Genomic DNA, 21,050 nt, shown 5'->3' with positions numbered 1-21,050 from the left:
TCATGAGTTCCTTGAAGGAAGGGAGGAGTGAGTGGCCGCGTGTTCAAACAGCGCGCGGCGGCGCAGAAAGGCTTCGGATGGCGGTGCGATCTGGATAACGCTGCGATCGCGGTTAATCTCCTGCCAGCGGTGACAGGCAACCTGACGCCCGCCGTCGAGCACCTGATTAATTGGCTCGACCAGGCGGCATTCGTCAGTGACGTACGGGCAGCGGGTGTGGAAGCGACAGCCCGACGGCGGGTTAGCCGGGTTCGGCAGATCCCCCTGCAGCAGCGGCGCGTCGCGCTCAACGCCCGGCTGCATCTGCGGCGCCGATGCGATCAGCGCCTGGGTGTAAGGGTGCAGCGGTGCGTCAAAGATCTCGTCGACGGTGGCAAGCTCAACGATTTGCCCAAGGTACATCACCGCCACGCGGTCGCTCATGTGGCGGATCACCGCCAGACCGTGGGCGACGATCACCATCGTCAGCCCCAACTGGTGCTTCAGGCTCTCCAGCAGATTAACCACCTGCGCCTGCACCGACACATCCAGCGCGGAAACCGGCTCGTCGCCCAGCAGCAGCTTTGGCCCCGAAGCCAGCGCGCGCGCAATGCCGATACGCTGGCGCTGCCCGCCGGAAAACTCGTGCGGATAGCGCCCGGCCCAGGCGGCAGGCAGGCCAACGGTCTTGAGCAGCTCCGCGACGCGGTACTGACGATCCGCTTTCTTCATGTTCTGGTGCAGCCACAGCGGCTCACCGACGATCTGCTCCACCGTCATGCGCGGATTCAGCGAGGCAAAAGGATCCTGAAAAATAATCTGCAGTTCGCGCCGGAGCTGGTTCAGACGTGCGCCTGTGGCGTGGGTAATCTCCTCCCCCTGATAAAACACGCGTCCTTCGCTGGCGGCCAGCAGACGCAGCAGCAGACGGCCAAGGGTGGATTTCCCGGAGCCGGACTCGCCGACAATCGCCAGCGTTTCGCCCGGCATCACGGCAAGCGAAACGCGATCGACCGCCGTGACAAACCGGGCCGGGGAAAAGAGTTTTTTCGGACCGGGGAAAAGCTTGCTGAGGTCCCGGGCTTCAAGAATGGGCGTGGTCATGCGGTCTCTCCCAGGGCAATGTGGTGTTCGAGCGGCACGCGGAAGCAGGCGACCTGATGGCCCGCGCCGAGCGTGGTGAGCTGCGGTTTTTCATCATGACAGCGCGACTGTGCAAACGGGCAGCGCGTCGCGAAACGGCAGCCTTGCGGCATGGATTCCGGCAGCGGGACCGTTCCGGGAATGGTGGAGAGCTGGCCTTTGCGTGCGCCCAGCGAAGGGATCGAGCCCATCAGGCCGATGGTGTACGGGTGCTGCGGATCAGCGAATATTGCCTCAACGCTTCCCTGCTCTACCACCTGCCCGGCATACATCACCGCCACCTGCTGCGCCACTTCAGCCACCACGCCCAAATCGTGAGTGATCATCAGCACCGCCGTGCCGGTTTCCTCTTTTAGGGTGTTCAGCAGGGTCAGGATTTGCGCCTGGATGGTGACGTCGAGCGCGGTGGTCGGCTCATCGGCAATCAGCAGTTTAGGGTGGTTGATCAGGGCCATGGCAATCATCACGCGCTGGCGCATGCCGCCGGAAAGCTGGTGCGGATACGCCTTGAGGCGCATCTCCGCCGCCGGGATCTGTACCTTTTCAAGGATCTGCAGCGCGACCTTCATCGCCTCCGGGCGCGTAACGTTCTGGTGACGCATGACCGCTTCACTGAGCTGATCGCCTAACGTGAAGGCCGGATTAAGCGAGGTCATCGGCTCCTGGAAAATCATCGCCAGCTCGCTCCCACGCAGATCGGCATACTCCCGCTGGGAGAGCTTGCGCAGGTCGTGGCGGCGAAACTGCATCTCGCCGCTGACAATCTGCGCGCTGGCGGGCAGTAAACCCATCAGCGCCAGTGAGGTGATACTTTTCCCGCAGCCGGACTCCCCCACCAGCGCCAGCGTTTCGCCCGCTTTGACCGTCAGGGAAATGCCGTCCAGGACGCTGACCGGCGAGCCGGAAAACTTAACGTTGAGATTATTCAGCCGGAGTACAGGCGTGGAGTCCTTAAACGGGATCGTCGTCATAGCGTGAAGTCGTCCTCAAGGTGGATCGCCTGAATCAGGGCGTTTTGCAGGCTAAGCAGGTGTTCGCGCATGGCGGCCGCTGCTTCATTAGGCTGGCGATGGATAATCGCGGTCATGATCTTGTGATGGTGGTCGTTGTAGCTGTCGACACGTTCGGGCGTGCGGGCTAATTCACGCAGATGCTGCCAGCCGGGTTCGCGCCGCACGGCGTCAATGGCGTCAAACAGGCCAAGCATCAGGCGATTACCCGCGGCCTCCGCAATGGCGCGGTGAAAGGCGCTATCCCAGAGTTCATTGAGATCGCGGTCATCCGGGCTGACCTTGTCGATGCGTTCCAGCATGCGCTGCATGAGCGCGAGGTTTTCCCTGGTGGCACGCAGTGCCGCAAGCCGGGCTAAGCCGGGTTCGATCTGTATACGAGCTTCCATCACTTCCAGCAGATTGGTCTGCTGAACCAATCCCTGAAGGGCCAGCGGTTCAACAGGGGCAGCCGGACCAATAAAGGTGCCTTTGCCCTGTTTACGCCAGATCCGCCCTTCTTCTTCCAGCACGTCCAGCGCGCGACGCACTTCGCGTCGTCCTACGCCGAGTGTTTCCGATAGCTCACGTTCCGTGGGCAGCGGAGTGCCTGGTGTTGACTCATGCTGGTTGATTAGCCCGCGCAGTTGCTCAAGCGCGGTGCTGGAATTGGCCAGAAACCGTGACGGTTTTTCCATATTGGTTCGCTCACTATCATCGTTATTTTCTTTTTATGAACGATAAGTTATTGATATGACGTGCTACTTATCGTGCTAATGATTAAGCAATAAACGAACCAATTTTCTAATGGTTCAAAAGAGATTTAAAAAAGCGGTAGTAAATGAAGGGGTTACAGCAACGTATTGTTACAGACGCAAGCGGCATCCTGAGACGATAAAGGCCGGAAAAGAACATGAAACGCACAAAAACAGTGCAAATATTGCACTACAATAGTGCCATTGTTAATTTTTTGCACTATAAATGATAACAATAAGTTAACAAAAAGTAATAAATAAGGCGCGCTTACGCCTGAAAATGGCCCCCTTGCGAGGGCCGCGAAAGATTAAGGAACAGGCTGCCAAAGCGTCGCAGCCGCAGTCGGCGCCCAGTCGGACTGAGACGTATGCCCCTGCACGCAGCGATACTGTGTGCCGTTATACGTGACAATTTCTCCAGTCTTATAGCGCGTACCGACTTTCCACTCGCCTTCCGGCTCAGGCGTCACAGACCCCTCTTTCGTCGTGGCTTTAAGCGGTGTACTGGCGAGAGACTGATGACCTTTGGCATTTTCGGCGATCACCTGGTAGCTGTAGGTTGTTCCCGCGCGCAGGCCGCTGTCGAAGATCTGCGTTCCGCTTACGGTGAGTAACTCCGCCCCATCGCGTAGTACGTGGTATTTCACCGCGTTGTCTACCGCATTCCATTTCACCGTCAGGCTGTTTTCCGTCGAAGAAACCAGGGCCAGGCCACCTGGCGCGTCAGGACGTCCCTCTTCGACCTGTACGGTTTCTACCTTAACCACGTTGCTGCTTTCAGAGATGTTGTTCGCTGCATCACGTGCTTTCACGCTGTAGTGGTACACCACACCGCCGGTCTCTACCGCATTATCGGTCCACTGGGTGTCCGTTGAAGACCCGACTTTGATGTCATTACGGTAGATGTCATATCCCACTACGCCACGGTCATCGGTGGAGGGCTGCCAGGCAAGGGTGATAGTCAAGCCATTGTTCAGCACCTTCAATCCTGCTGGCGCAGTTGGCGCGACGGTGTCCTGCGGGCGTTCAGGTGACATCAGGTCCGCGCGCTCTTTCATTTCATTGAAATAGTCAACCTGCTGCGGGATGGACAGCTGCTGATCGTTTGAACCCAACGTCCAGATAAAGAACCCACCATAGCCGTTTTCCGCCTGCCAGCCCGCACGGTTTACGTTGTTCTGTCGGTTTTCAACAAAGCGACCTTCTGGCCCCCACTGGGAGTTGATGGTCTGACCGAGAACGATTTTGCTCTTATCACCCACCGCCCGGGCGTAGTTAGCCATCGCCACGTCATACTTAAAGCGTGGGCCGGCGTCATAGGCCATGACGTTGAAGAAATCGAAAACGTTTTTCCCCTGCGTCAGCAGCGGCAGAACTTCGCCATGGTGTGAAGAGCGAGCCGCCTCAACGAAGGAACAATTCTCGGTTACCGCGCTGTTGGCGCAGTTCTCCGGGTCAGCACCAACGTGATAGGTGGTCAGGCTCAGCAGCTTTTTGCTGCCGGACGCATTGAGCTTGCTACGAACCCGTTCAGCCAGATCCAGCAGGTTTGCGTTTTCCTCTGGCGTGACGCGATCGGGCTTTTCAAAGTCAAAATCGATGCCGTCAAGCTGAACGGTACCCGCCTTCTGGTAGTTCGCCATATTACATTTGCCTTGCCAGTCGGCGCTCAGGCATTCGCCAACCATCTCTTCGGGCTTCAGGTTCTTTTTATATACCGGGAAGTTGGTATTCAGCAGATTCACCAGATTCTGCGCCAGCGTTTCTCGCGTTTGCGCGTTATTCAGATAAGACCACATCGCGGAATACGTCTCGCCGCCGAGCGCCAGCATCATTTTTTTCTCCGGGTGCGCCAGCTTCAGCTGACTCCACACGACATAGGCTGGCGCATTAATGTACCAGGGATCATATTGTGGTACTGCAACAATATTATCGGAACTGGACAGCTTACCGCTTGCATCCCAGCCACCAAATGAAAGCAGGAACGTATCCGCTTTCACCTCTTTCATATCCTCAACGGACTCGACCGGAACGCCCCAGGAGGTCAGATAGGTGACCGCTCGCGGTGCCTGCGCCGCGAAAGCCGACTGCGCCATTAGTGCGCTACCAATTAACAGAGATAATGTAAGTTTTTTCATCAAAGTTCCTTATTGCTTTGTGATGATAGTCCTGTGGATTACCTCGCAAATTGTCTTTTTTTTTAGCGCCGAGATCGTTGGGGATAATAGAGTGGTGAATCAGGAAACCCTCCGCATTAAATAAGAAATATCTCTCGCATTTATAATAAATACTTCAACGACAGCGCGGGAGAATTCTCGCATCCTGTAAGACGCTTCTTTATTTAATTTTCCCATCTTCACCAATTAAAAAAGATGGCATACCTGTGTTCCCGCTCTTTTATCAGGGAAAATTCAGGAATTAATCACAACTATTATCCAACTAGGGACGCTCTCAATGAAATATGCAACAAACGTGATGCGAAAACAGGGTGGTTTCACCCTGCTTGAACTGCTGGTCGTGCTGATGATTATTGCGCTGCTGGCAGGATTTGTCGGGCCAAAAGTCTTCTCAAATGTCGACTCGGCTAAGGAGAAAACCGCCATGCGCCAGATGCGCTCGCTTGCTGAGGCACTCGGGCAATATCGCCTCGATACCGGCAGTTATCCAACTGAAACACAAGGTCTGAAAGCGCTGACTGAAAAGCCTTCCAACGCGCAAAACTGGAATGGCCCTTATCTTAGCCAGCATGTGCCGTTAGACCCGTGGGGCAATCCGTACCAGTGGCATAACCCCGCCCGGACAAAAGACGCCATTAATGAAGTCGAAATAACCTCCGGCGGTAAAGACGGTAAGCCTGTCACTTACGGGTTCTGAATATGTTGCGCCTGTCCATATATTCGCTGTTTATCTTCAGCGTATTTTCCTGCCGGGCCGATTGCTGGCAGTTGGCGGGAGAACGTTACGGCATTGAGCCAGAGCTATTACAGGCGATAGCGATAGTGGAATCCAACGGTAATACCCGGGCCATCAACAAAAATCGTGATGGCTCAATGGATGTCGGTCTGATGCAGATCAATAGCATTCACTTCGATGCGCTGCGTAAATTTCGTATTAGTCAAAAAGATCTGCTTACCGACCCTTGCCAAAGTGTCATGACCGGCGCCTGGATCCTGGCAGGTCAAATCCAGCGCTTTGGTTATACCTGGGACGCGGTGGGGGCGTATAACGCCGGAACGGCAAATACCCCCCAGCGCCGCGCGCTTCGTCAACAATACATAAGAAAAGTGGCTCCGCATTATGCCCGCCTTAAAAGGCAGAGCCATACACTGTCGCCAAAATGAAACCATATACCGTCACCATCCTCCAGGGGGGGAAACGCGTCAATCAGACCGTACTTGCCGCGTCGCCTGATGATGCCAGCGCCCGCATTATTGCCGGCGGCGGCATCGTTTTGCAGGTACAGGAACGCCCCGCCCGCAAGGAGAAACGCTTTCCACTGAATCTGTTCTTGCAGGAGCTTATCGCTCTGCTGGAAGCCGGGCTGGTCGTGGTCGAGGCCGTCGAAGCGCTGCGCGAAAGCAGCCGCGACGGTGGCACCTCGCTGGTTCTGGATACGCTGGTTAAAAAGCTCTACGAAGGAGCGCAACTCTCCCAGGCGATGATGGCGCTACCAGCACTGTTTCCGCCTCTGCTGATTAACACCGTTGCCTCTTCTGAGCAAACCGGACACTTACCCGAGGCGCTAAAGCGTTTTCAGTTTTACGAATCAAGAATGGAAATTCTGCGCAAGCGGATTAAATCAACCCTGCTCTATCCGACGATTGTCATTGCCGCCGGCGGGATAATTCTGTTCTTTCTGCTCGGCTTTATTATTCCGCGTTTTTCCGTGGTGTTTGACGGGATGAAGAACCCGTCCGCCAGCGCACAGCTTATCCTCTGGTGGGGACGCCTGACGCAAACCCATGGCTCGCTGCTGCTGGCCGGTTGCGCGGCAGCGGTCGCAGGCATCGTGATGGCGGTACGTAGCCCGCGCCTGCGCCAGCGCGCGCTCGGTTTGTTGCTGCGCATTCCCGCCTTACGCCAGCAGCATCAGCTTTCTGTGCTGGTGCGTTTTTACCGCACGCTGGGCCTGCTGTTACAGGGCGGCCTTCCCGCGCCAGATGCGTTAATGCTGAGCCGGGAGATCCTGCCCGCCACGCATCGTCAGCAGGTTGAACAGGTTATCCGCGACGTCGCCGCTGGCGAGTCGCTCTCCCGCATGCTGGAAGCGCAACGGATGACGACTCCTGTCGCCAGCCGCCTGCTGCAGGTGGGCGAGCGCAGCGGCGAGCTGCCTGCCATGTGCGAGCGGATCGCCGCTTTTTATGATGAATCGCTGGAACGCGCGATTGAAACCTTTAGCAAAATTTTTGAACCGATTCTGATGATGGTCGTTGGCGGCATCGTTGGGCTCGTCGTGTTTTTACTGTACATGCCCATTTTTGAACTGGCAGGAGGATTGCAATAATGTCTCACTCACCGTCTGTAGAACCCCTTTTCGACCTGCCAGACGAGCAGCGCTGTCAGGCGCTGGCGGAACTGCTGGACAGTTTCCCCGGCGCGTTAGAAGAAGCCGCCGGTTCCCTGGGGCTCACGCCGCTCTCACCCACACAGCTCGCCGACAGCGAAGAGGATTTCGAAGCCGTGCCGCTGACCGAATCGCTCAGCCAGCGAGCATTGCCGCTGCGCGTTAACGGTCAGCTCCACGTTGCGCTGGGCGATCCGTTTTCACTGGCACTGCGCCAGTGGGCTTATAACGTGAATGCGCTCCCCGCGCTCGCCCCGCTCTCTCAGCTTAATGCCCGCCTTGATGAACTGGCAAAACAGCAGCGCACGCTCGATCAGCTGGAGCAGCAGCAGAGTGAAGAGAATAAAGAGGCCCGGTGGCTGGAGATCACCCCAGCAGCCATCGCCAGTGAACCCCACGCCGTCATTAAGCTGGTTAACGCCACGCTGTTTGATGCCCTGCAGAGCCGCGCCAGCGATATTCATCTTTGCGCCGTCGCGGATGGGTTGATGGTGAAGTACCGCATCGATGGCGTTCTGCACAGCATTCGCCACTGCGCCGGACTTCAGCAGGCGGAGCAGGTGATCTCCCGTCTCAAGGTATTAAGCTGCATGGACATTTCCGAACGACGCACGCCACAGGACGGGCGCTTTAAGGCGTTGATTCTCCAGCGTCCCGTCGATTTTCGCGTGTCCATCATGCCGGGCGTCTATGGCGAGGATGCTGTACTGCGCGTGCTGGATAAATCTCACGATCAAAACCTGCGCCTGGAGACGCTCGGCTTTGATGAGCACACGCTAGGCGCGATTCGCCAGTTAACCCATCTGCCCCACGGTATGGTGCTCGTCACCGGGCCAACGGGGAGCGGGAAATCCACCACTCTTTATTCAGCACTCAGCGAACTCAACAGCGGTGAATGCAAAATTATCACCATTGAAGATCCCGTGGAGTACCAGCTCAACAGCGTGCTGCAAATTCCGGTCAACGATAAAAAAGGGCTCACCTTCGCCCGCGGCCTGCGCGCCATTTTGCGTCACGACCCGGACATCATCCTGGTGGGTGAGATCCGCGACGGTGAAACCGCCGGCATTGCCGTGCAGGCGGCGCTCACCGGCCACGTGGTGCTCTCCTCGGTTCACGCCAATGACGTCTTTAGCGTACTGGAACGTTTTTTATATATGCAGGTAGAGCCCGCCAGCCTGATCACCGCCCTTAACGGCGTCGTGGCGCAACGGCTGGTGCGCCAGATTTGCCCGGACTGTATTGATGACACCACGCCCACAGATGACCTTCTCGCGGCGTGGCAATCCGGACCGCTGCAGCAGCTCACGCCCCGCTGGCGTCGAGGGCGAGGCTGCGATACCTGCCGCGACAGCGGTTTTCGCGGCAGGCTGGCGCTGGCGGAAGTGCTGCATTTCAGCGATGCGATGAAAGAGGCAATGCTGGCGCGATCGCCCCGGCGCAAGCTAAAGGAAGTGGCGCTGAATGACGGTTTTGTTCCGCTCTCGACCATCGCGCTGCGCGCCGTGGTCGAAGGCAAAACCACCTGGGAGGAGGTGAACCGTGTTATCACTCACTAGCACCTGGCAGTGCGATATCTGGCCTCATGCCGTGCGGTTGCGCCGCAACAACGTGGTTCTCGCCACCCATGAACGCCGGCCAGATGAGCCTCTTGAAGCCGCGCTCGAAACGCTGCTGCGCCTGCGCCCTTCCGTCTTACCGTGGCGTGACGCGGTGGAGTTCCACCTCGATACCGACGATCTGACGTTTTTAATCCAGCCCTGGCATGACGGCGTGACCACACCGCAGGAACTGCTCCAGCTCGCCCGACAGCAGGCGGTTCTTCGCGCGAGTCCGCCCGTCGACTGGCAGGTGCGCTTCGAGACCCTTAACTGGCAGCAGTCAGCGCTGGCCGCGTGCCTTAAGCAACCATGCTGGCATCTGCTTGTCACGCTGGCGCGTCGGGAGCGGCTGCGTTTTCGCGGTGTTGTCACGCCGTTTCAAAAGCTGTTTAGCCACTTCGCCGCCGCACTGCCGGAAAACGGCCTGTTTGTGGCGATGAGCCCCCACCATAGCCGGATTGCCAGCCGTCAGCACCACAGCTGGCGCGACGTCTGGACACTCACCCTGCCACAGCAGGAGATGGACGCCCAGCTGCGGGTTATCGCCCGGCTAAGCGGAATGCAGGACTGTCCTGGCTACGTCATTCATACCGACGGTGAGCATCACCAGGAAGTCGCGCTACAGGAGAGTCCTCATGACGCCGCTGTTTACGCGTAGTTCCCCGTGGGCCGCACGCACGCTGCTGTTAACCGGACTCCTCTGTTTACCGCTCACCGGTGCCGTGATGTATGGCCTGTTTGAGCACCAGCGCCTTGAGCTGGAGACGTTGCAGGTACAGCAGCAGCTCGCCCAACGGCAGCAGGTGCTGCGCAAGCTGCGTGAAGCGGAGCAGCGCCGGTTGCGCCAGGCTCAGCAACTGCAGGCCGTCCCGCCTGCCATCAAGCTGCTGGACAACATCGGCAGCGTACTGACCCCTGATATTGCGCTCCTGAGCATTGACGTCATTGCCAGTAAAGGCGATGCGCGGCTTACGGTGAATGCAGGCAATCTTGACGCCCTGCTCGCCTTTAGCGAGCGGCTACAGCAGTTGCCGGCGCATGTGGTGCTTGAGAACCATCGCCAGTCGGCGCAGGGCGATCCTGCCTGGCCGATTAACGCGGTACTCGACGTCAAGGTGACGACGGAGGCGCACCATGCGGCTTCAGAATAAACCCGCCGTGCTGCGCTGGCAGGCGGCGTTATTTGCCGGGCGCATCGGAACGGTTCCGCTCGTGCTCGCCGGGCTGCCCGCAGGACTGCTGCTGTTATGGCTTGGCGGCGTGCGGCCGCACACCATCCATTTGCAGGAGAACCTTGCCCGGATCCAGGCGCAGCTACAAACCACGCTGCCGCTGGATAAACAGCAGCCGGAACTGCAAAGCCGCATCAGCCTCGGAGAATATCAGCAGGTCAGGCTCATTTTTGAGCAGTTCAGGAGCCGAGGGATGAAGGTCGACGCCAGCCGCTATCAGCTGGAAAACGACGACGGCAAAACCGCGCTACGGCTGGATATTCCGCTGCGCGGTGAATATCTGCCGCTGATGGACGCCCTGGAAACGCTAAGCCGCACTTTGCCGTTACGCATTGAGCAGCTAAGCCTGCGGCGCGCCGGGCCATCGGAAAGCCAGCTCAGCGCCACCGTGCAGCTTCGCCTGTTGAAGGAGTCGCCATGAAACTGCCGCGCTATTTACAGCTGGCGCTGGTGCTGACCGCCGGTGCTGTTTTCTGGAGCCAGTTTGCCGATGACGAGATATCGCCAGCGCCGCTTGAGGCGCAGCCGGTCTCACGCCCGCGCCCCGCGCCAGCAAAGCCGGAGACGGCTCACGCAACGCGCGTCGATCTCTTTTCAACGCCACATAGCAGGGCGCAAGACGCAGCAGAACAGCCGCCGGAAAACGATCGGCCTGAAGAGGCGACACCAACCGCACCGCCGCTACCGCTTCAACTCCTCGGTGCCTGGTGGGAAAACCGTCAGAGGATCGTTGTGCTGACGGATGGTAAAGAGACCTGGCCGGTCTGCGAGCGCTGCAGGGCGGACGGCAGGATCTGGATCGGCAGTTCGCCGGTCAACAACTGGATTTTAAAAGCGGTGGCGAACGACCACCTCCTGTTTGAATGGCAGCCCACCCATAGCCAGCAGCGGCTGGAACTGGATGAGCTGCAATCGGAACCGACACATTAATCATGAAAAAAACTATTGCTCTCACTTTTTTGTTGTCATGCGCGCTACTGAGCGGCTGTGCACAACGTGCGGCGCCTCCGGTCCGGGAATCAGTGACCGCCTCGCCGCAGGTGCTAGTTAAGCGGCTTAAGGAGATAGATCAACAGCGCATCGCCAGCCCACAGGATATTGCGCTTCGCGCCGAGCAGGCTGACATCAGCAAAAAGCTGGTCAATGACTACCTGAAAAACGCCGATCTCGCGGTGCGTCAGAACAATTACACCCTGGCGACGCAAATGTGGCGCGATGCGCTTACCTATGAGCCCGGTAACCTGCGCGCCCTGCAGGGCTTACGCAAACTCGATGCCCGTAGAGCGCTGGACGCATTGTATAAGGAGGCGGTGGCTAACAGCACCCGCGACCCGGCACGCGCGCTGCACAAAATCCAGCAGGTACTGGAAGAAGATCCCAACTGGCCCCAGGCGCGCGCGCTGCGCGATCACCTGATGCGTGAGGTGTCGCGGATCAACCAGCCGGAGCAGCGTCTGAACCGGGAACTGCAAAAAACGATAGCGCTTAATTTTCGCGAGCACAGCCTGATGGCCATCTTTAACACCATCAGCCAGATGACCGGGGTCAATATCATTTTTGACAAAGATATTTCCTCCAGCACTACCGGCAGCCTGATAGCCAAACGCACCACTGCGGAAGATGCTATCAACGTGCTGCTGTTGTCGAATAACCTGCGGAAGAAGGTGCTGAACAGCAATACGTTGCTGATCTACCCCGCCACCGCGCAAAAAGAGAAGATCTATCGCGACGTGGTCGTCAAAACCATCTTCCTGGGCTACGCGAAAGCGAAAGATGTCAATGTCGCCCTGCGCAACATGGTCAAGCTGAAGGATGTGCACGTTGATGAGCGAACCAACTCTGTCACCCTGCGCGGGCCAAAAGAGAGCGTGGAAAAAGCGGAGCGCCTGTTAGTGACGCTCGACCGGCCTGAAGCGGAGGTCACGCTGGCCGTTGAGGTGCTGGAAGTAAATACCAACGATCTCGAAGCGCTTGGCGTGAAGCTGCCGCAAACCATCAGTGCGGGTTTTGCGAAAAGTAAAGAAGGTGATTTAAAGGGAAGCGGGATCCCGCTGGGCGACCTGAGCGCCAAAAATATCATGGTCGATATCGACAATATGACCATTGACATGAAAAAGGTGTTGAGCAACGCCAGAGTGCTGGCCAACCCGCGGATCCGGGTAAAAAACAATAAAAAAGCGCTGGTTGATATTGGTCAAACGATCCCGGTACTGACCACAACCGTCAATGACGGGATTTCGCAACAGAAAGTGGATTATCAGGACGTCGGCCTGAAGCTGGAAGTCACCCCGGAAGTCAGTATGGATGACAATATCTCAATGGAGGTGAAGTTCACGCTCAGTGCCCTGGGCGCCGAAGAACCCGGTGAGAACGGAGCAAAGTATTACCGCACCACGAAACGCGAAGCCAATACCACGCTCAGCAGTATGAACGGCGAGACCCAGATGCTGGCAGGGCTGATCAAGCAGGATGAAACCACGACCCAAAAAGGAACGCCGTTATTAAGTGACATCCCGGGGCTGGGCCGCCTGTTTAGCAGCAATTCCGACAACAAAGAGCGCACGGAGGTGGTGCTGTTAATTACGCCGACTATTGAGCGCAACCTCGATTTACCGGGAAGCCACGTCAGTACCATTGAGATGGGCAGCGACGATTTAACGGGCGACAGCATTCAGCTGCGCGACCTGCAGCGCGACGAGCCGGGCAGCGGGTTCACCGCACCGGCGCTTGCGCCGCCAGCCCATTTCCCTGACCGGGCGGCCACGCTGCCGCCACCGATCCTCGATGAGTCAGAAACGGAAAACGGAGCATCGTAATGCAGCGCCAGCGCGGTTTTACCTTGATTGAGATGATCGTCACGCTGGCGCTACTCGCCACGCTTGCCGCTGCCGCTGCGCCGCTGATGCGTAACTACCATCAGCGGCAGCAGGAGACGCAGTTACGTGAGTCGCTGCGCACGCTACGCGATGCCATTGACCGTTATCACCAGGCAAGCGTGGACGGCATCATTGAGAAAAAAACCAGCGAATCGGGATATCCGCCGACACTAAAAAGCCTGGTGGAAGGCGTCCGGGATAAGACATCGCCCACTGGCGCGATGATCTACTTCCTGCGCCATATACCGCGCGATCCGATGTGCGATTGCGAGGGAAAAAATGATGAAGAGACCTGGCGGTTACGCGCATCCACGCAGCCACCTGGCGATTTCAGCGGCGGCGGGAAAGACGTGTTTGATGTCAGTAGTACCAGTACGGCCAGCGGTCTGAATGGAGTGCCCTATGCGCAATGGTGAAAAAGGTTTTACGCTCATCGAGCTGCTGGTGGTGATGGCGATCATCGCGACATTGATGACCCTTGTCGCTCCACGTTTTTTCCAGCACGCGGACAGAGCCAAAGAGGTGGTGCGCGAGCATAACCTGCATGCGCTGCGCAGCGCGATCGATCACTACCGCCGCGATCGCCTGGCGGGGCCATACAGCCTGGAAGATCTGATCGAGGCCGGTTATCTGCGCCAGATGCCGCTGGATCCCATCACCAACCGCCGCGATATCTGGGAGGCGAAGACCGATGACGAAGGGCAAATTATTGACGTCGAGACGCCACCTAAACCCGGGCAGGATCATCGCGATGCGTTCGATTAAACAACAGGGAGGTTTTACCTATCTGCTGCTGCTGATTGCGCTCTCCACGCTGGCGTTGTCGCTGCTGAAAAGCCGCGATGAGGTGCAGATGCGTTATCAGGCGCAACAGGAGGCTGAGCTTTTATTTCGCGGCGATCAAATCCGCGCGGCGATACAGGCCTACCGCGGCAACGGTGATGGCTGTTTTCCCGTGCGTTTCGAACAGCTGCTTATTGATAAACGCGGGCGAAAACCGCTTTATCACCTGCGCCAGCACTACGCCGACCCGCTAACCGGGAGTAAAAACTGGGGGATGATCCTCGATCCTCAGGGGCGCTGGATTGGCGTGCGCAGTCTCGGAAAGGGTACGCCACGTAAAAAAGTCGGCTTTCGTCACGATCCAAAACAGTTTGCCAAAGCGAAAACGTATTACGACTGGAAATTTCAGGTAGAGAGCGATCCGCAGGCCCCGCTGCCTGCGGCTTGTGGTCGCTAATGGAATAATAAGGTATTAGCCGCAATATCATAAAAATATGTCTTTTTCTTACCAGCGGGGCCATGGCGGGCATGTTATTGATCGCCACTCTGGAAGTGCAGAAATACACAAACTGGAGAGTGCGTATATGCAAAAAAAAAGACTGGCTTATTTTTTCATCTCGCTGGCTGCTGTGTCTCAAAACATAAGCCCTGTATTTGCTGGTGAGCTGGCAATTAAGGCAAAAAATCACGTAACGGCTATTCCACTGGAGGAAGTTGATCATTATCTGAATCAAAATAAAACGCAGGAGACGATTGTTATAGAAGATGCGGCGCTGCTTGATGTTCATATCTCGTATGCTAACCTGCCCGCCGAGGCGATAGTGGAAATTGCGGGTAAAAATAACAACGAAGTTTACCGCTATGCGGCTGAGAAAATCCTGAGCGGCTCGGATGATCACCATGTCAGTTTCGATGCATTATCCATCTTTGGTGATAGCGTAACGGTACGGTTGTTATCTGCCGATGGCTCTGCACTTCCCTCTTCCCGACAGGCCGAAATTGCCTTCCAGGTCAGGGGCGAGGCAAAGCTTCAGGATGTGTCATTGTTTAATATCATCCCGGGTGACAAAAACCCGCCCCCGCACTCCTGCTTTAAAGAGTCACCTTTTATCTATAACTATACAAAACCCGTCGCGGTGATCCGCGATACCTATGACCGGGAAAAACCGCATTACAATACCGGATGGCGCATCGGCGAAAAAGGGGTTGATGGCGATCTGCTGGTATTAAGCAGTTTCCCTTTAAAAGAAGATAAAAAGGTAAGAACCACAGAGGTCTGGTTTGTTCAGGAGGTTGAGGTTAATCCAAACGATTGCACCAGTTATCAGATAAAGAAAACGGCCAAAGTGAAAGCCTTTGGCAAGTCATCCAGCAGAGACGGTAAATATCGCTTATTGTCGTTAGATTTTGCGGGCGATAAAGCGCAAGAAGATTTCGTCAAATCACTGGGTTATTTAGGGATTGATCCAAGAGATGAGACGAAGGCTAACGACATTGCCACTCAAAAAACCGAATTTTATCTGCCGCAGGCGCAGTTTAAAAAAGATAATGCGCGTTTGTATGCTGCAGTGAATAAGTCAGATGGCACCCACTGTGCTATTGAGCTATATGACCGCGAAGCGGGTCAATTCCGGCATCGTTGTAGCACATACAACAACGATATGAGTAATAAAAACAACCCCATGAAGCCGGGCGTAGGTGCGCCGCTGATCGATAACGACACGCAGCGCGTTCTGGCGCTCAGTACCAGCGGTGAGCTGGTGAATGGTTATAATCAGGCAATGCCGATTGCCCGGATCTGGCCGAAAATTAAAGAATTCTTTCCTGATGGCGCGATCCCCGATACGTCTTTTATCGTTAACGATCGGGTGGCTGCCGCCCAGAAATCATTGAAAGGCTATGCGAGCGTTAATGTGGCACAGGTCATTCCAGAGCCGGGCTCCACGCCCGATGTTTCCCAGTTTGCCTGCAAATGGTGGCTGCCTGCAGGGGTTAAAGCATCCGAACCCAATCCTGAGAGCAGTACAATGTTACTTTATGAAAAAACAGGTACCGTTGCCGACCCGCTTATTGCCTGGTGTGATATCAAAGGTGGAGAGCAAAAATATCGGCCACAATGGGTGATGACCGCTATTCCCTAAAACTCTGGCGCGTCAGGCAACATGCTCCTTGAGATGTTGCCTGACGGCTTGTTAGCTTTTCGCTAATGTATTGCCGTTTTTACTGCGCGATGGGAATGGTCCCTTTGATAACCACTAATGTGATTGTCGCCTTTGCGTCTCCTGCTTTCAGCGGGATTTTATATTCATCCGGCTGGGTAAAGAGCGCCATGTATTTGTCATCTGGCATATCTATGATGACGTCATCGTCTGCGGCGGTGGCTTCGATCCGTTGCAGCAGCTCTGCTTTGGTCAGAGGTTTGTTCCATCCGGCAACAATACGATCGTTTTTAATGTGAATCTCATTACTCTCAAGGACGCAGAGCGCATTTTGCTCACCGCCCTGAAGGCGATAAAGTCGGTTTTCCGTTAAGGTGTCAAGAGACGGGCAGACGACCTCTTTTTGCGAACCCGACTCTGCCAGCGTGTAGCTAAACTTCACTTTCAGGTTATCCCCATGGCGAACGCCCTGTTTTTTCCAGTCGCCACTGTCCCCGGTGAACATGCGGATCCCGTTGGGGATGATCGCGCCGGCGGCAGCAAAAAAATCATTCCCGTTAACGGAAAAATAGGGCCGAAGCGTTAAAGATGAATCATTAATAATGGTGATCACCGGAGAGTTAATGGAACGGTAACTCTTTTTCTTATAACGACAGTTTTTCCCGTTTGCCTGTAAGTTGACGCCGTTGTCTTTACTGACAATCATGGCATAGTTGCAGTTAAGGCCGTTTTCAATAGATTCGTTCAGCACCGCACCATTATCGACAATGATATTCATCACGCCGTTATCTTCGTTACCAAACCAGACATGAGGAATAAAATCGCTATCGTAACCCTCTTCATAAATAGCATTCTGAACCCTGATTTTCAGATGGTCAGGGTTTTCAATATTAATCATACGCGCATAATCACTGGCACATACTGATGCCGTTGAAAAAGCGCTAAGTATGGCTAATGCTACGACGGTCTTTGTCATGAAAATGTCCTCTTTGAGAAATATAAAAAAGTACAAATTTGCACAACAGTGACCATATCTTAATGTATCAGACAGTAAAACATGACTCTGAATAAAATCATCGTTTATTTGTTTTTAACTCACGGATGCAGAGACAATTCTTATTAATCGCATAACTCATTCTGCCTAATTTTATTCTGAGGAATGAAAATACTGCCTTGCCAGTATTCAGACTGGAAGAGTAGGCTTGAAAGCCATCTCATACTTTGTGCCATAGTAAGCGAGACAAAAGATGGATCAATCAATTAAACAGACTCCTGAGAAAATTCGGGTTTGTGTGCGGACGAACTCTTTTTTATTCGAAAAGGGCCTTGCGGAATTAGCACGCTATTACTTTATCGCCCGAGACAAAATGCTCTGCATTATTGATGCAGACACATTTGGTACGAAGACGCATCTGGTGAAGTATCTGGAGTTCATCAGGAGAATAAAACCCGACATGCTTGTTTTGATCACCGGTCATCTCCCCCGGAGAGAACAGCATGCATGGTATGTAAAAGCAAATGAATCCCTGGCGGGCTGGCGTGACACCATTGATGCCATGAACTTTATGCTCCCCAATCTCGACAATATTATTGACCATTATAAAAGGAGGAAGGCAGGTGAAATTAAGTTTTTGTATCAGGACGAATATGATGGCAAAGATGGCCGACGTGAGTGAGGCTGAATTAGTTTATGCGCTGATGACAACAGGAAAGCTGTTCGGCGTGAAAATACCGGCACCGTTACCCGGCAGACATAACGCAAAGACACGTCGTTTTGATTACAAAGAGGCTCTGGATTTTGCTGAAGAAGTGAAAATTTCCCGAGGCAACAAAAGGCAGGACTGATAATGCAATAATACGCCATGCTTTTAAGCGACAGGTTTATCGCGACACGCCTCATCGTTATAACAGAACCGTTCGGCTGGCCTGGCGTTTTCCTTCAACATTGCAAGTGCAATACCAATCACCTCAGCATACAAGCAATCATCAATACGCCTGGCATACTCAAGTTTTTTACTCAGGTAATGACTGAGCGAAACATGATCAATTTTTATACCCTGCAAAGATAACTGCGTGGCGGCATCACCAATGAGTAGTGATGCTTGCTTTTCAGGATAAGCATTTTTCATGCATGCGAGCCTCTTTTTCGTTAAGAACCAGCTAACAGGATCATTGAAAAACCCATACCCCAGCTTACAACATTACCTTAGATTGAATTAACGAACCCACCTGTCAAAATGCTGAATCCAGCATTACTTTTAATTCCCGTATTTATTAGCATCACGCTAACACAGGCATTCCCCCCATTAGCCGTCAAATTATTTAACCATGATACAGAACAGTTTGCCAAAGCGGAAAGGGCCTGTGATGGGACCTTCCGGGGGAAAAACGAACCGCAGGTCCCGTTTCCGGGAGCCTGCGAGAGGTGAATTACGCTACACTGATATAAGTGTTAATGGTTAACACTGGTAGCGTTTATTTGACGATATTAACCGGGTCGGAATAGGCTGTACCGCCTGTTCTTTGCGACCCCAGAGTACCGCGTGGGGTAACACTTACCCGGATATCTTTCAAAAATCCATAGGCTTCTTTTATGTATAACGTTTTACCGGTCTCTCCGTCTAAATTCCGATAACGGCCGCTAAATTCATCCCATGAAGCCCACTGATATAACGAGTTATCCTCACCACTGCCATTAGCATTGAAGATATAACTGGCCTCAATTGTATTACCCACCCGGGCTTCATTCTCAATATGAAGTTGGCTGACAGAAGGTGTACCCGCATCTGTAACCCTGAAATACCCGTCGTTAAATACCTTAGCACCTGAGCCGCCAGCGCTGCCCCTTGGCGTGACCGAGACATAAAGATATAACCCGTACTGACCGCGTTCGGTCTTCAGCGTTCTTCCGGTTGCACCAGGAATAGGTGTCGGAGATTTATCGTAACTGTTCTGAGACCAGTACCATTGATACTGCGTTCCGCTCTCATCGCCTCCGCCGTTGGCTTGATAAACATAGTCCACCGAGATTTGGTTTCCATATACTGGATCGCCCTTAATCTTCACATCGCTCGCGGAAGGTGTACCCCGAATCGTGACCGAATCTGATTCAAGCCGCACTGATGGGTTATGGCTATCGATAATTTCTACGCTCACCTTTTGGTTTATCAGCGTGGTGTCTGTCAACTCAAGTGATGCGCTGTCCACCGTGGTATTGGCGCTCGAACGATAGATTGTGCCATTAACCTTCCAGTTGACTGTTGCCGTACTAAACCCGGAACCTTTGCCTATCGTTAGGGTGTAGCCTATTTGTGGCGTACCCGCGATCCAGGGTTTTTGCGCCATCACCTTAACGGTCGCTTTAAGCGCGCTTAACTCAACTCGGTCTACAACAGGCGTGACAGTATAGGTATCAGCACGTGTTCCTTTTACATTGAACGGATAGTTTCCTTTTTCAGTCTCAACAATTCCCCCGCTGTTAGTATGGATCAATCCTCCATTGTTTCTCCCCTGACTATCGGCCAGCACGGCGCCGATTCGTCCCGTCAGGCCACTGACAGGGTTACCAAACTTATCCTTCATCGCTATCAGCATGGATAACTGATTGCCAACGACCATCGTGTCACTGACGGGGGTCAGACTCGACTTCGCGTAATCAATTTGCCCTACACTGAGCTGTAACGTTTTCGAATCCTTCACTGACTCGCTGACTTTCGCTGTGAGGGTATAGCCTCCCATTGCACCAAACCCTTTTTCCGGTCTGATGGTAGCCACAGCGGTGGCAACACCGTTGCTGCCCGTTGTTGCGCTTTCTGGCGTTATCACCATCCAGTCCGGATGGTTGCTACTAAACGTGACCACAGCGCCAGGCATCAGTACTCCGCCTTTATCCTTTGCCGTTACCGTGAGCGTGACAGGTTCGTCCACGCGTGCAGTCGATGCCATCGTAAGTTCAACGCTACCTGCAACCGGCGGCAGGGCAATCGAGGAGGAATCCTCAACGTTGTTTTCCGATTTCGCGGTCACGACCAGATTTTCCGCTTTTACTGTACCCATTTGCAGCGTCAGCTTAGCCACCCCAGAGTTGTTGGTCATTGTATCGCTCTGGCTGTCGATTTTTGTCGCCAGAGCCCCCGGGAAAATCCAGTTTACAGCCGTATTTGGCACTGGATTGTTAAAGCTGTCGAACATCGCTATCTGCCAGGTGGCATGAGTGACACCGTCCGCCTGAACACTTTCCGGCTCGTCGACAAAAGTCACCCGGTTGACCTTTCCTGGCACAAAGTTAACCAGAACAGATTTTGCGTGTAACCAGTTATCGCCAATGGTCGCGTTTACCTGAAACTCCCCGGCTTTCTGGCTGGTCTGACTGACGGTGACGGTACCATCCTTCCCGGTCTCTGCCGTTGCCGGAATGATGACGCCGGTTCCGGCATCAAAACTCACCACCTGCCCGGCAACCGGGTTCTCATGGGCGTCTTTCACCGTCACCCTGACGCGGGTGGTGTCCGTACCGTCTGCCGCGGCGTTATTGTCGGTCACCTCCAGCGCGCTGACTTTTGCCGTGCTGCTGTCAGCCGTGAACGTCACCAGGCCAGACTTCGCCTGCGTCCAGTTATCGCCGGTGGTGGCCTCCACCCGGAACTCCCCGGCCTTCAGGCTGGTCTGGCTGACGGTGACGGTGCCGTCCTTCTCCGTCGTTGCCGTTGCCGGAAGGATAACCCCCTCTCCGGCCCTGAAATTCACCACCTGCCCGGCAACCGGGTTCTCATGGGCGTCTTTCACCGTCACCCTGACGCGGGTGGTGTCCGTCCCGTCTGCCGCGGCGTTATTGTCGATCACCTCCAGCACGCTGACTTTTGCCGTGCTGCTGTCAGCCGTGAACGTCACGAGGCCAGACTTCGCCTGCGTCCAGTTATCGCCGGTGGTGGCCTCCACCCGGAACTCCCCGGCCTTCAGGCTGGTC

23 protein-coding genes (1 of these 23 only partly in view) are annotated in these 21,050 nt (G+C 54.8%); 15 read left to right on the top strand and 8 right to left on the bottom strand.

Going from position 1 to position 21,050, the window contains the following annotated elements:
* The 4 genes from IM299_RS10140 to IM299_RS10125 all read right to left on the bottom strand — a co-directional run bounded on the left by IM299_RS10140 (position 1) and on the right by IM299_RS10125 (position 5,004).
* The gene (locus IM299_RS10140) at positions 1 to 1,083 is read right to left on the bottom strand and encodes an ABC transporter ATP-binding protein (protein WP_193357438.1); all 1,083 of its coding nucleotides are present in this window, start codon (positions 1,081 to 1,083) and stop codon (positions 1 to 3) included.
* Complete coding sequence (locus IM299_RS10135) at positions 1,080 to 2,093, bottom strand: ABC transporter ATP-binding protein (protein ID WP_193357437.1); 1,014 nt, start codon at positions 2,091 to 2,093, stop codon at positions 1,080 to 1,082. Before IM299_RS10135 ends, IM299_RS10140 begins: the two co-directional genes overlap by 4 nt.
* Positions 2,090 to 2,809 (bottom strand): FadR/GntR family transcriptional regulator, encoded by a 720-nt coding sequence (locus IM299_RS10130; protein WP_193357436.1) that lies wholly within the window; start codon positions 2,807 to 2,809, stop codon positions 2,090 to 2,092. Before IM299_RS10130 ends, IM299_RS10135 begins: the two co-directional genes overlap by 4 nt.
* A 365-nt stretch (positions 2,810 to 3,174) precedes the next feature.
* Positions 3,175 to 5,004: a glycosyl hydrolase family 18 protein gene (locus IM299_RS10125; protein WP_172976478.1), complete on the bottom strand. Its 1,830-nt coding sequence runs from the start codon at positions 5,002 to 5,004 to the stop codon at positions 3,175 to 3,177.
* 316 nt (positions 5,005 to 5,320) lie between these two features.
* Between IM299_RS10125 and gspG the strand changes: the two genes are divergently transcribed.
* From gspG to IM299_RS10060, 13 genes are all read left to right on the top strand, one after another.
* Entirely contained in the window at positions 5,321 to 5,740 is a 420-nt protein-coding gene (gene gspG / locus IM299_RS10120) for a type II secretion system major pseudopilin GspG (RefSeq protein ID WP_045630682.1), read from the top strand.
* Between the two features lie 2 nt (positions 5,741 to 5,742).
* A complete protein-coding gene (locus IM299_RS10115) occupies positions 5,743 to 6,207 on the top strand; it encodes a lytic transglycosylase domain-containing protein (protein ID WP_100170718.1) in 465 nt (154 codons plus the stop codon).
* Positions 6,204 to 7,373, top strand: coding sequence for a type II secretion system F family protein (locus tag IM299_RS10110; RefSeq protein WP_045630683.1), 1,170 nt, complete (start codon positions 6,204 to 6,206; stop codon positions 7,371 to 7,373). The genes IM299_RS10115 and IM299_RS10110 overlap by 4 nt, the downstream gene beginning before the upstream one ends.
* A complete protein-coding gene (locus IM299_RS10105) occupies positions 7,373 to 8,992 on the top strand; it encodes a GspE/PulE family protein (protein ID WP_028012059.1) in 1,620 nt (539 codons plus the stop codon). Before IM299_RS10110 ends, IM299_RS10105 begins: the two co-directional genes overlap by 1 nt.
* Positions 8,976 to 9,692 (top strand): hypothetical protein, encoded by a 717-nt coding sequence (locus IM299_RS10100; RefSeq protein ID WP_193357435.1) that lies wholly within the window; start codon positions 8,976 to 8,978, stop codon positions 9,690 to 9,692. Before IM299_RS10105 ends, IM299_RS10100 begins: the two co-directional genes overlap by 17 nt.
* Complete coding sequence (locus IM299_RS10095; RefSeq protein ID WP_193357434.1) at positions 9,670 to 10,185, top strand: hypothetical protein; 516 nt, start codon at positions 9,670 to 9,672, stop codon at positions 10,183 to 10,185. The genes IM299_RS10100 and IM299_RS10095 overlap by 23 nt, the downstream gene beginning before the upstream one ends.
* Positions 10,169 to 10,687, top strand: coding sequence for a hypothetical protein (locus IM299_RS10090; RefSeq protein ID WP_182034038.1), 519 nt, complete (start codon positions 10,169 to 10,171; stop codon positions 10,685 to 10,687). Before IM299_RS10095 ends, IM299_RS10090 begins: the two co-directional genes overlap by 17 nt.
* Positions 10,684 to 11,196, top strand: coding sequence for a hypothetical protein (locus IM299_RS10085; protein ID WP_193357433.1), 513 nt, complete (start codon positions 10,684 to 10,686; stop codon positions 11,194 to 11,196). Before IM299_RS10090 ends, IM299_RS10085 begins: the two co-directional genes overlap by 4 nt.
* Positions 11,197 to 11,288: 92 nt before the next feature.
* Positions 11,289 to 13,082, top strand: a complete 1,794-nt coding sequence (locus IM299_RS10080) for a secretin N-terminal domain-containing protein (protein WP_239658974.1) — start codon at positions 11,289 to 11,291, stop codon at positions 13,080 to 13,082.
* Positions 13,082 to 13,558, top strand: a complete 477-nt coding sequence (locus IM299_RS10075; protein ID WP_028012053.1) for a type II secretion system protein — start codon at positions 13,082 to 13,084, stop codon at positions 13,556 to 13,558. Before IM299_RS10080 ends, IM299_RS10075 begins: the two co-directional genes overlap by 1 nt.
* Positions 13,545 to 13,907 carry a type II secretion system protein gene (locus IM299_RS10070; protein WP_080339181.1) on the top strand — a complete coding sequence of 121 codons (363 nt, stop codon included), beginning with the start codon at positions 13,545 to 13,547 and terminating at the stop codon, positions 13,905 to 13,907. Before IM299_RS10075 ends, IM299_RS10070 begins: the two co-directional genes overlap by 14 nt.
* Positions 13,894 to 14,382 (top strand): type II secretion system protein, encoded by a 489-nt coding sequence (locus IM299_RS10065; RefSeq protein WP_045259774.1) that lies wholly within the window; start codon positions 13,894 to 13,896, stop codon positions 14,380 to 14,382. Before IM299_RS10070 ends, IM299_RS10065 begins: the two co-directional genes overlap by 14 nt.
* 127 nt (positions 14,383 to 14,509) lie before the next feature.
* Complete coding sequence (locus tag IM299_RS10060; protein ID WP_047363885.1) at positions 14,510 to 16,066, top strand: hypothetical protein; 1,557 nt, start codon at positions 14,510 to 14,512, stop codon at positions 16,064 to 16,066.
* A 79-nt stretch (positions 16,067 to 16,145) separates the two neighbouring features.
* On the opposite strand, the gene IM299_RS10055 is transcribed toward IM299_RS10060, so the two are convergent.
* Positions 16,146 to 17,060 carry a hypothetical protein gene (locus IM299_RS10055; protein ID WP_127341590.1) on the bottom strand — a complete coding sequence of 305 codons (915 nt, stop codon included), beginning with the start codon at positions 17,058 to 17,060 and terminating at the stop codon, positions 16,146 to 16,148.
* 271 nt (positions 17,061 to 17,331) lie between these two features.
* On the opposite strand from IM299_RS10055, the gene IM299_RS10050 reads away from it, so the two are divergent.
* Positions 17,332 to 17,760 (top strand): hypothetical protein, encoded by a 429-nt coding sequence (locus IM299_RS10050; RefSeq protein ID WP_193357432.1) that lies wholly within the window; start codon positions 17,332 to 17,334, stop codon positions 17,758 to 17,760.
* Positions 17,732 to 17,929, top strand: a complete 198-nt coding sequence (locus IM299_RS10045) for a hypothetical protein (RefSeq protein ID WP_047367552.1) — start codon at positions 17,732 to 17,734, stop codon at positions 17,927 to 17,929. The genes IM299_RS10050 and IM299_RS10045 overlap by 29 nt, the downstream gene beginning before the upstream one ends.
* 23 nt (positions 17,930 to 17,952) lie before the next feature.
* On the opposite strand, the gene IM299_RS10040 is transcribed toward IM299_RS10045, so the two are convergent.
* From IM299_RS10040 to IM299_RS10030, 3 genes are all read right to left on the bottom strand, one after another.
* Entirely contained in the window at positions 17,953 to 18,213 is a 261-nt protein-coding gene (locus IM299_RS10040) for a hypothetical protein (RefSeq protein WP_059355243.1), read from the bottom strand.
* Positions 18,214 to 18,559: 346 nt separating this feature from the next.
* Positions 18,560 to 21,022 (bottom strand): Ig-like domain-containing protein, encoded by a 2,463-nt coding sequence (locus IM299_RS10035; RefSeq protein ID WP_193357431.1) that lies wholly within the window; start codon positions 21,020 to 21,022, stop codon positions 18,560 to 18,562.
* A protein-coding gene (locus IM299_RS10030) for an inverse autotransporter beta domain-containing protein (protein ID WP_193357430.1) crosses the window boundary here: on the bottom strand, positions 21,000 to 21,050 show its end. 2,373 nt of this gene lie beyond the right edge of the window; only the last 51 of its 2,424 coding nucleotides appear in the window; its start codon lies off the right edge, out of view — the gene reads right to left on this strand; its stop codon occupies positions 21,000 to 21,002. The genes IM299_RS10035 and IM299_RS10030 overlap by 23 nt, the downstream gene beginning before the upstream one ends.

This window comes from Enterobacter cloacae complex sp. P47BA (assembly GCF_014930485.1).
Taxonomy (GTDB): Bacteria; Pseudomonadota; Gammaproteobacteria; order Enterobacterales; family Enterobacteriaceae; genus Enterobacter; species Enterobacter bugandensis.
The sequence above is the reverse complement of the archived record's forward strand: the minus strand, read 5'-3'. Positions and strand labels throughout refer to the sequence as shown.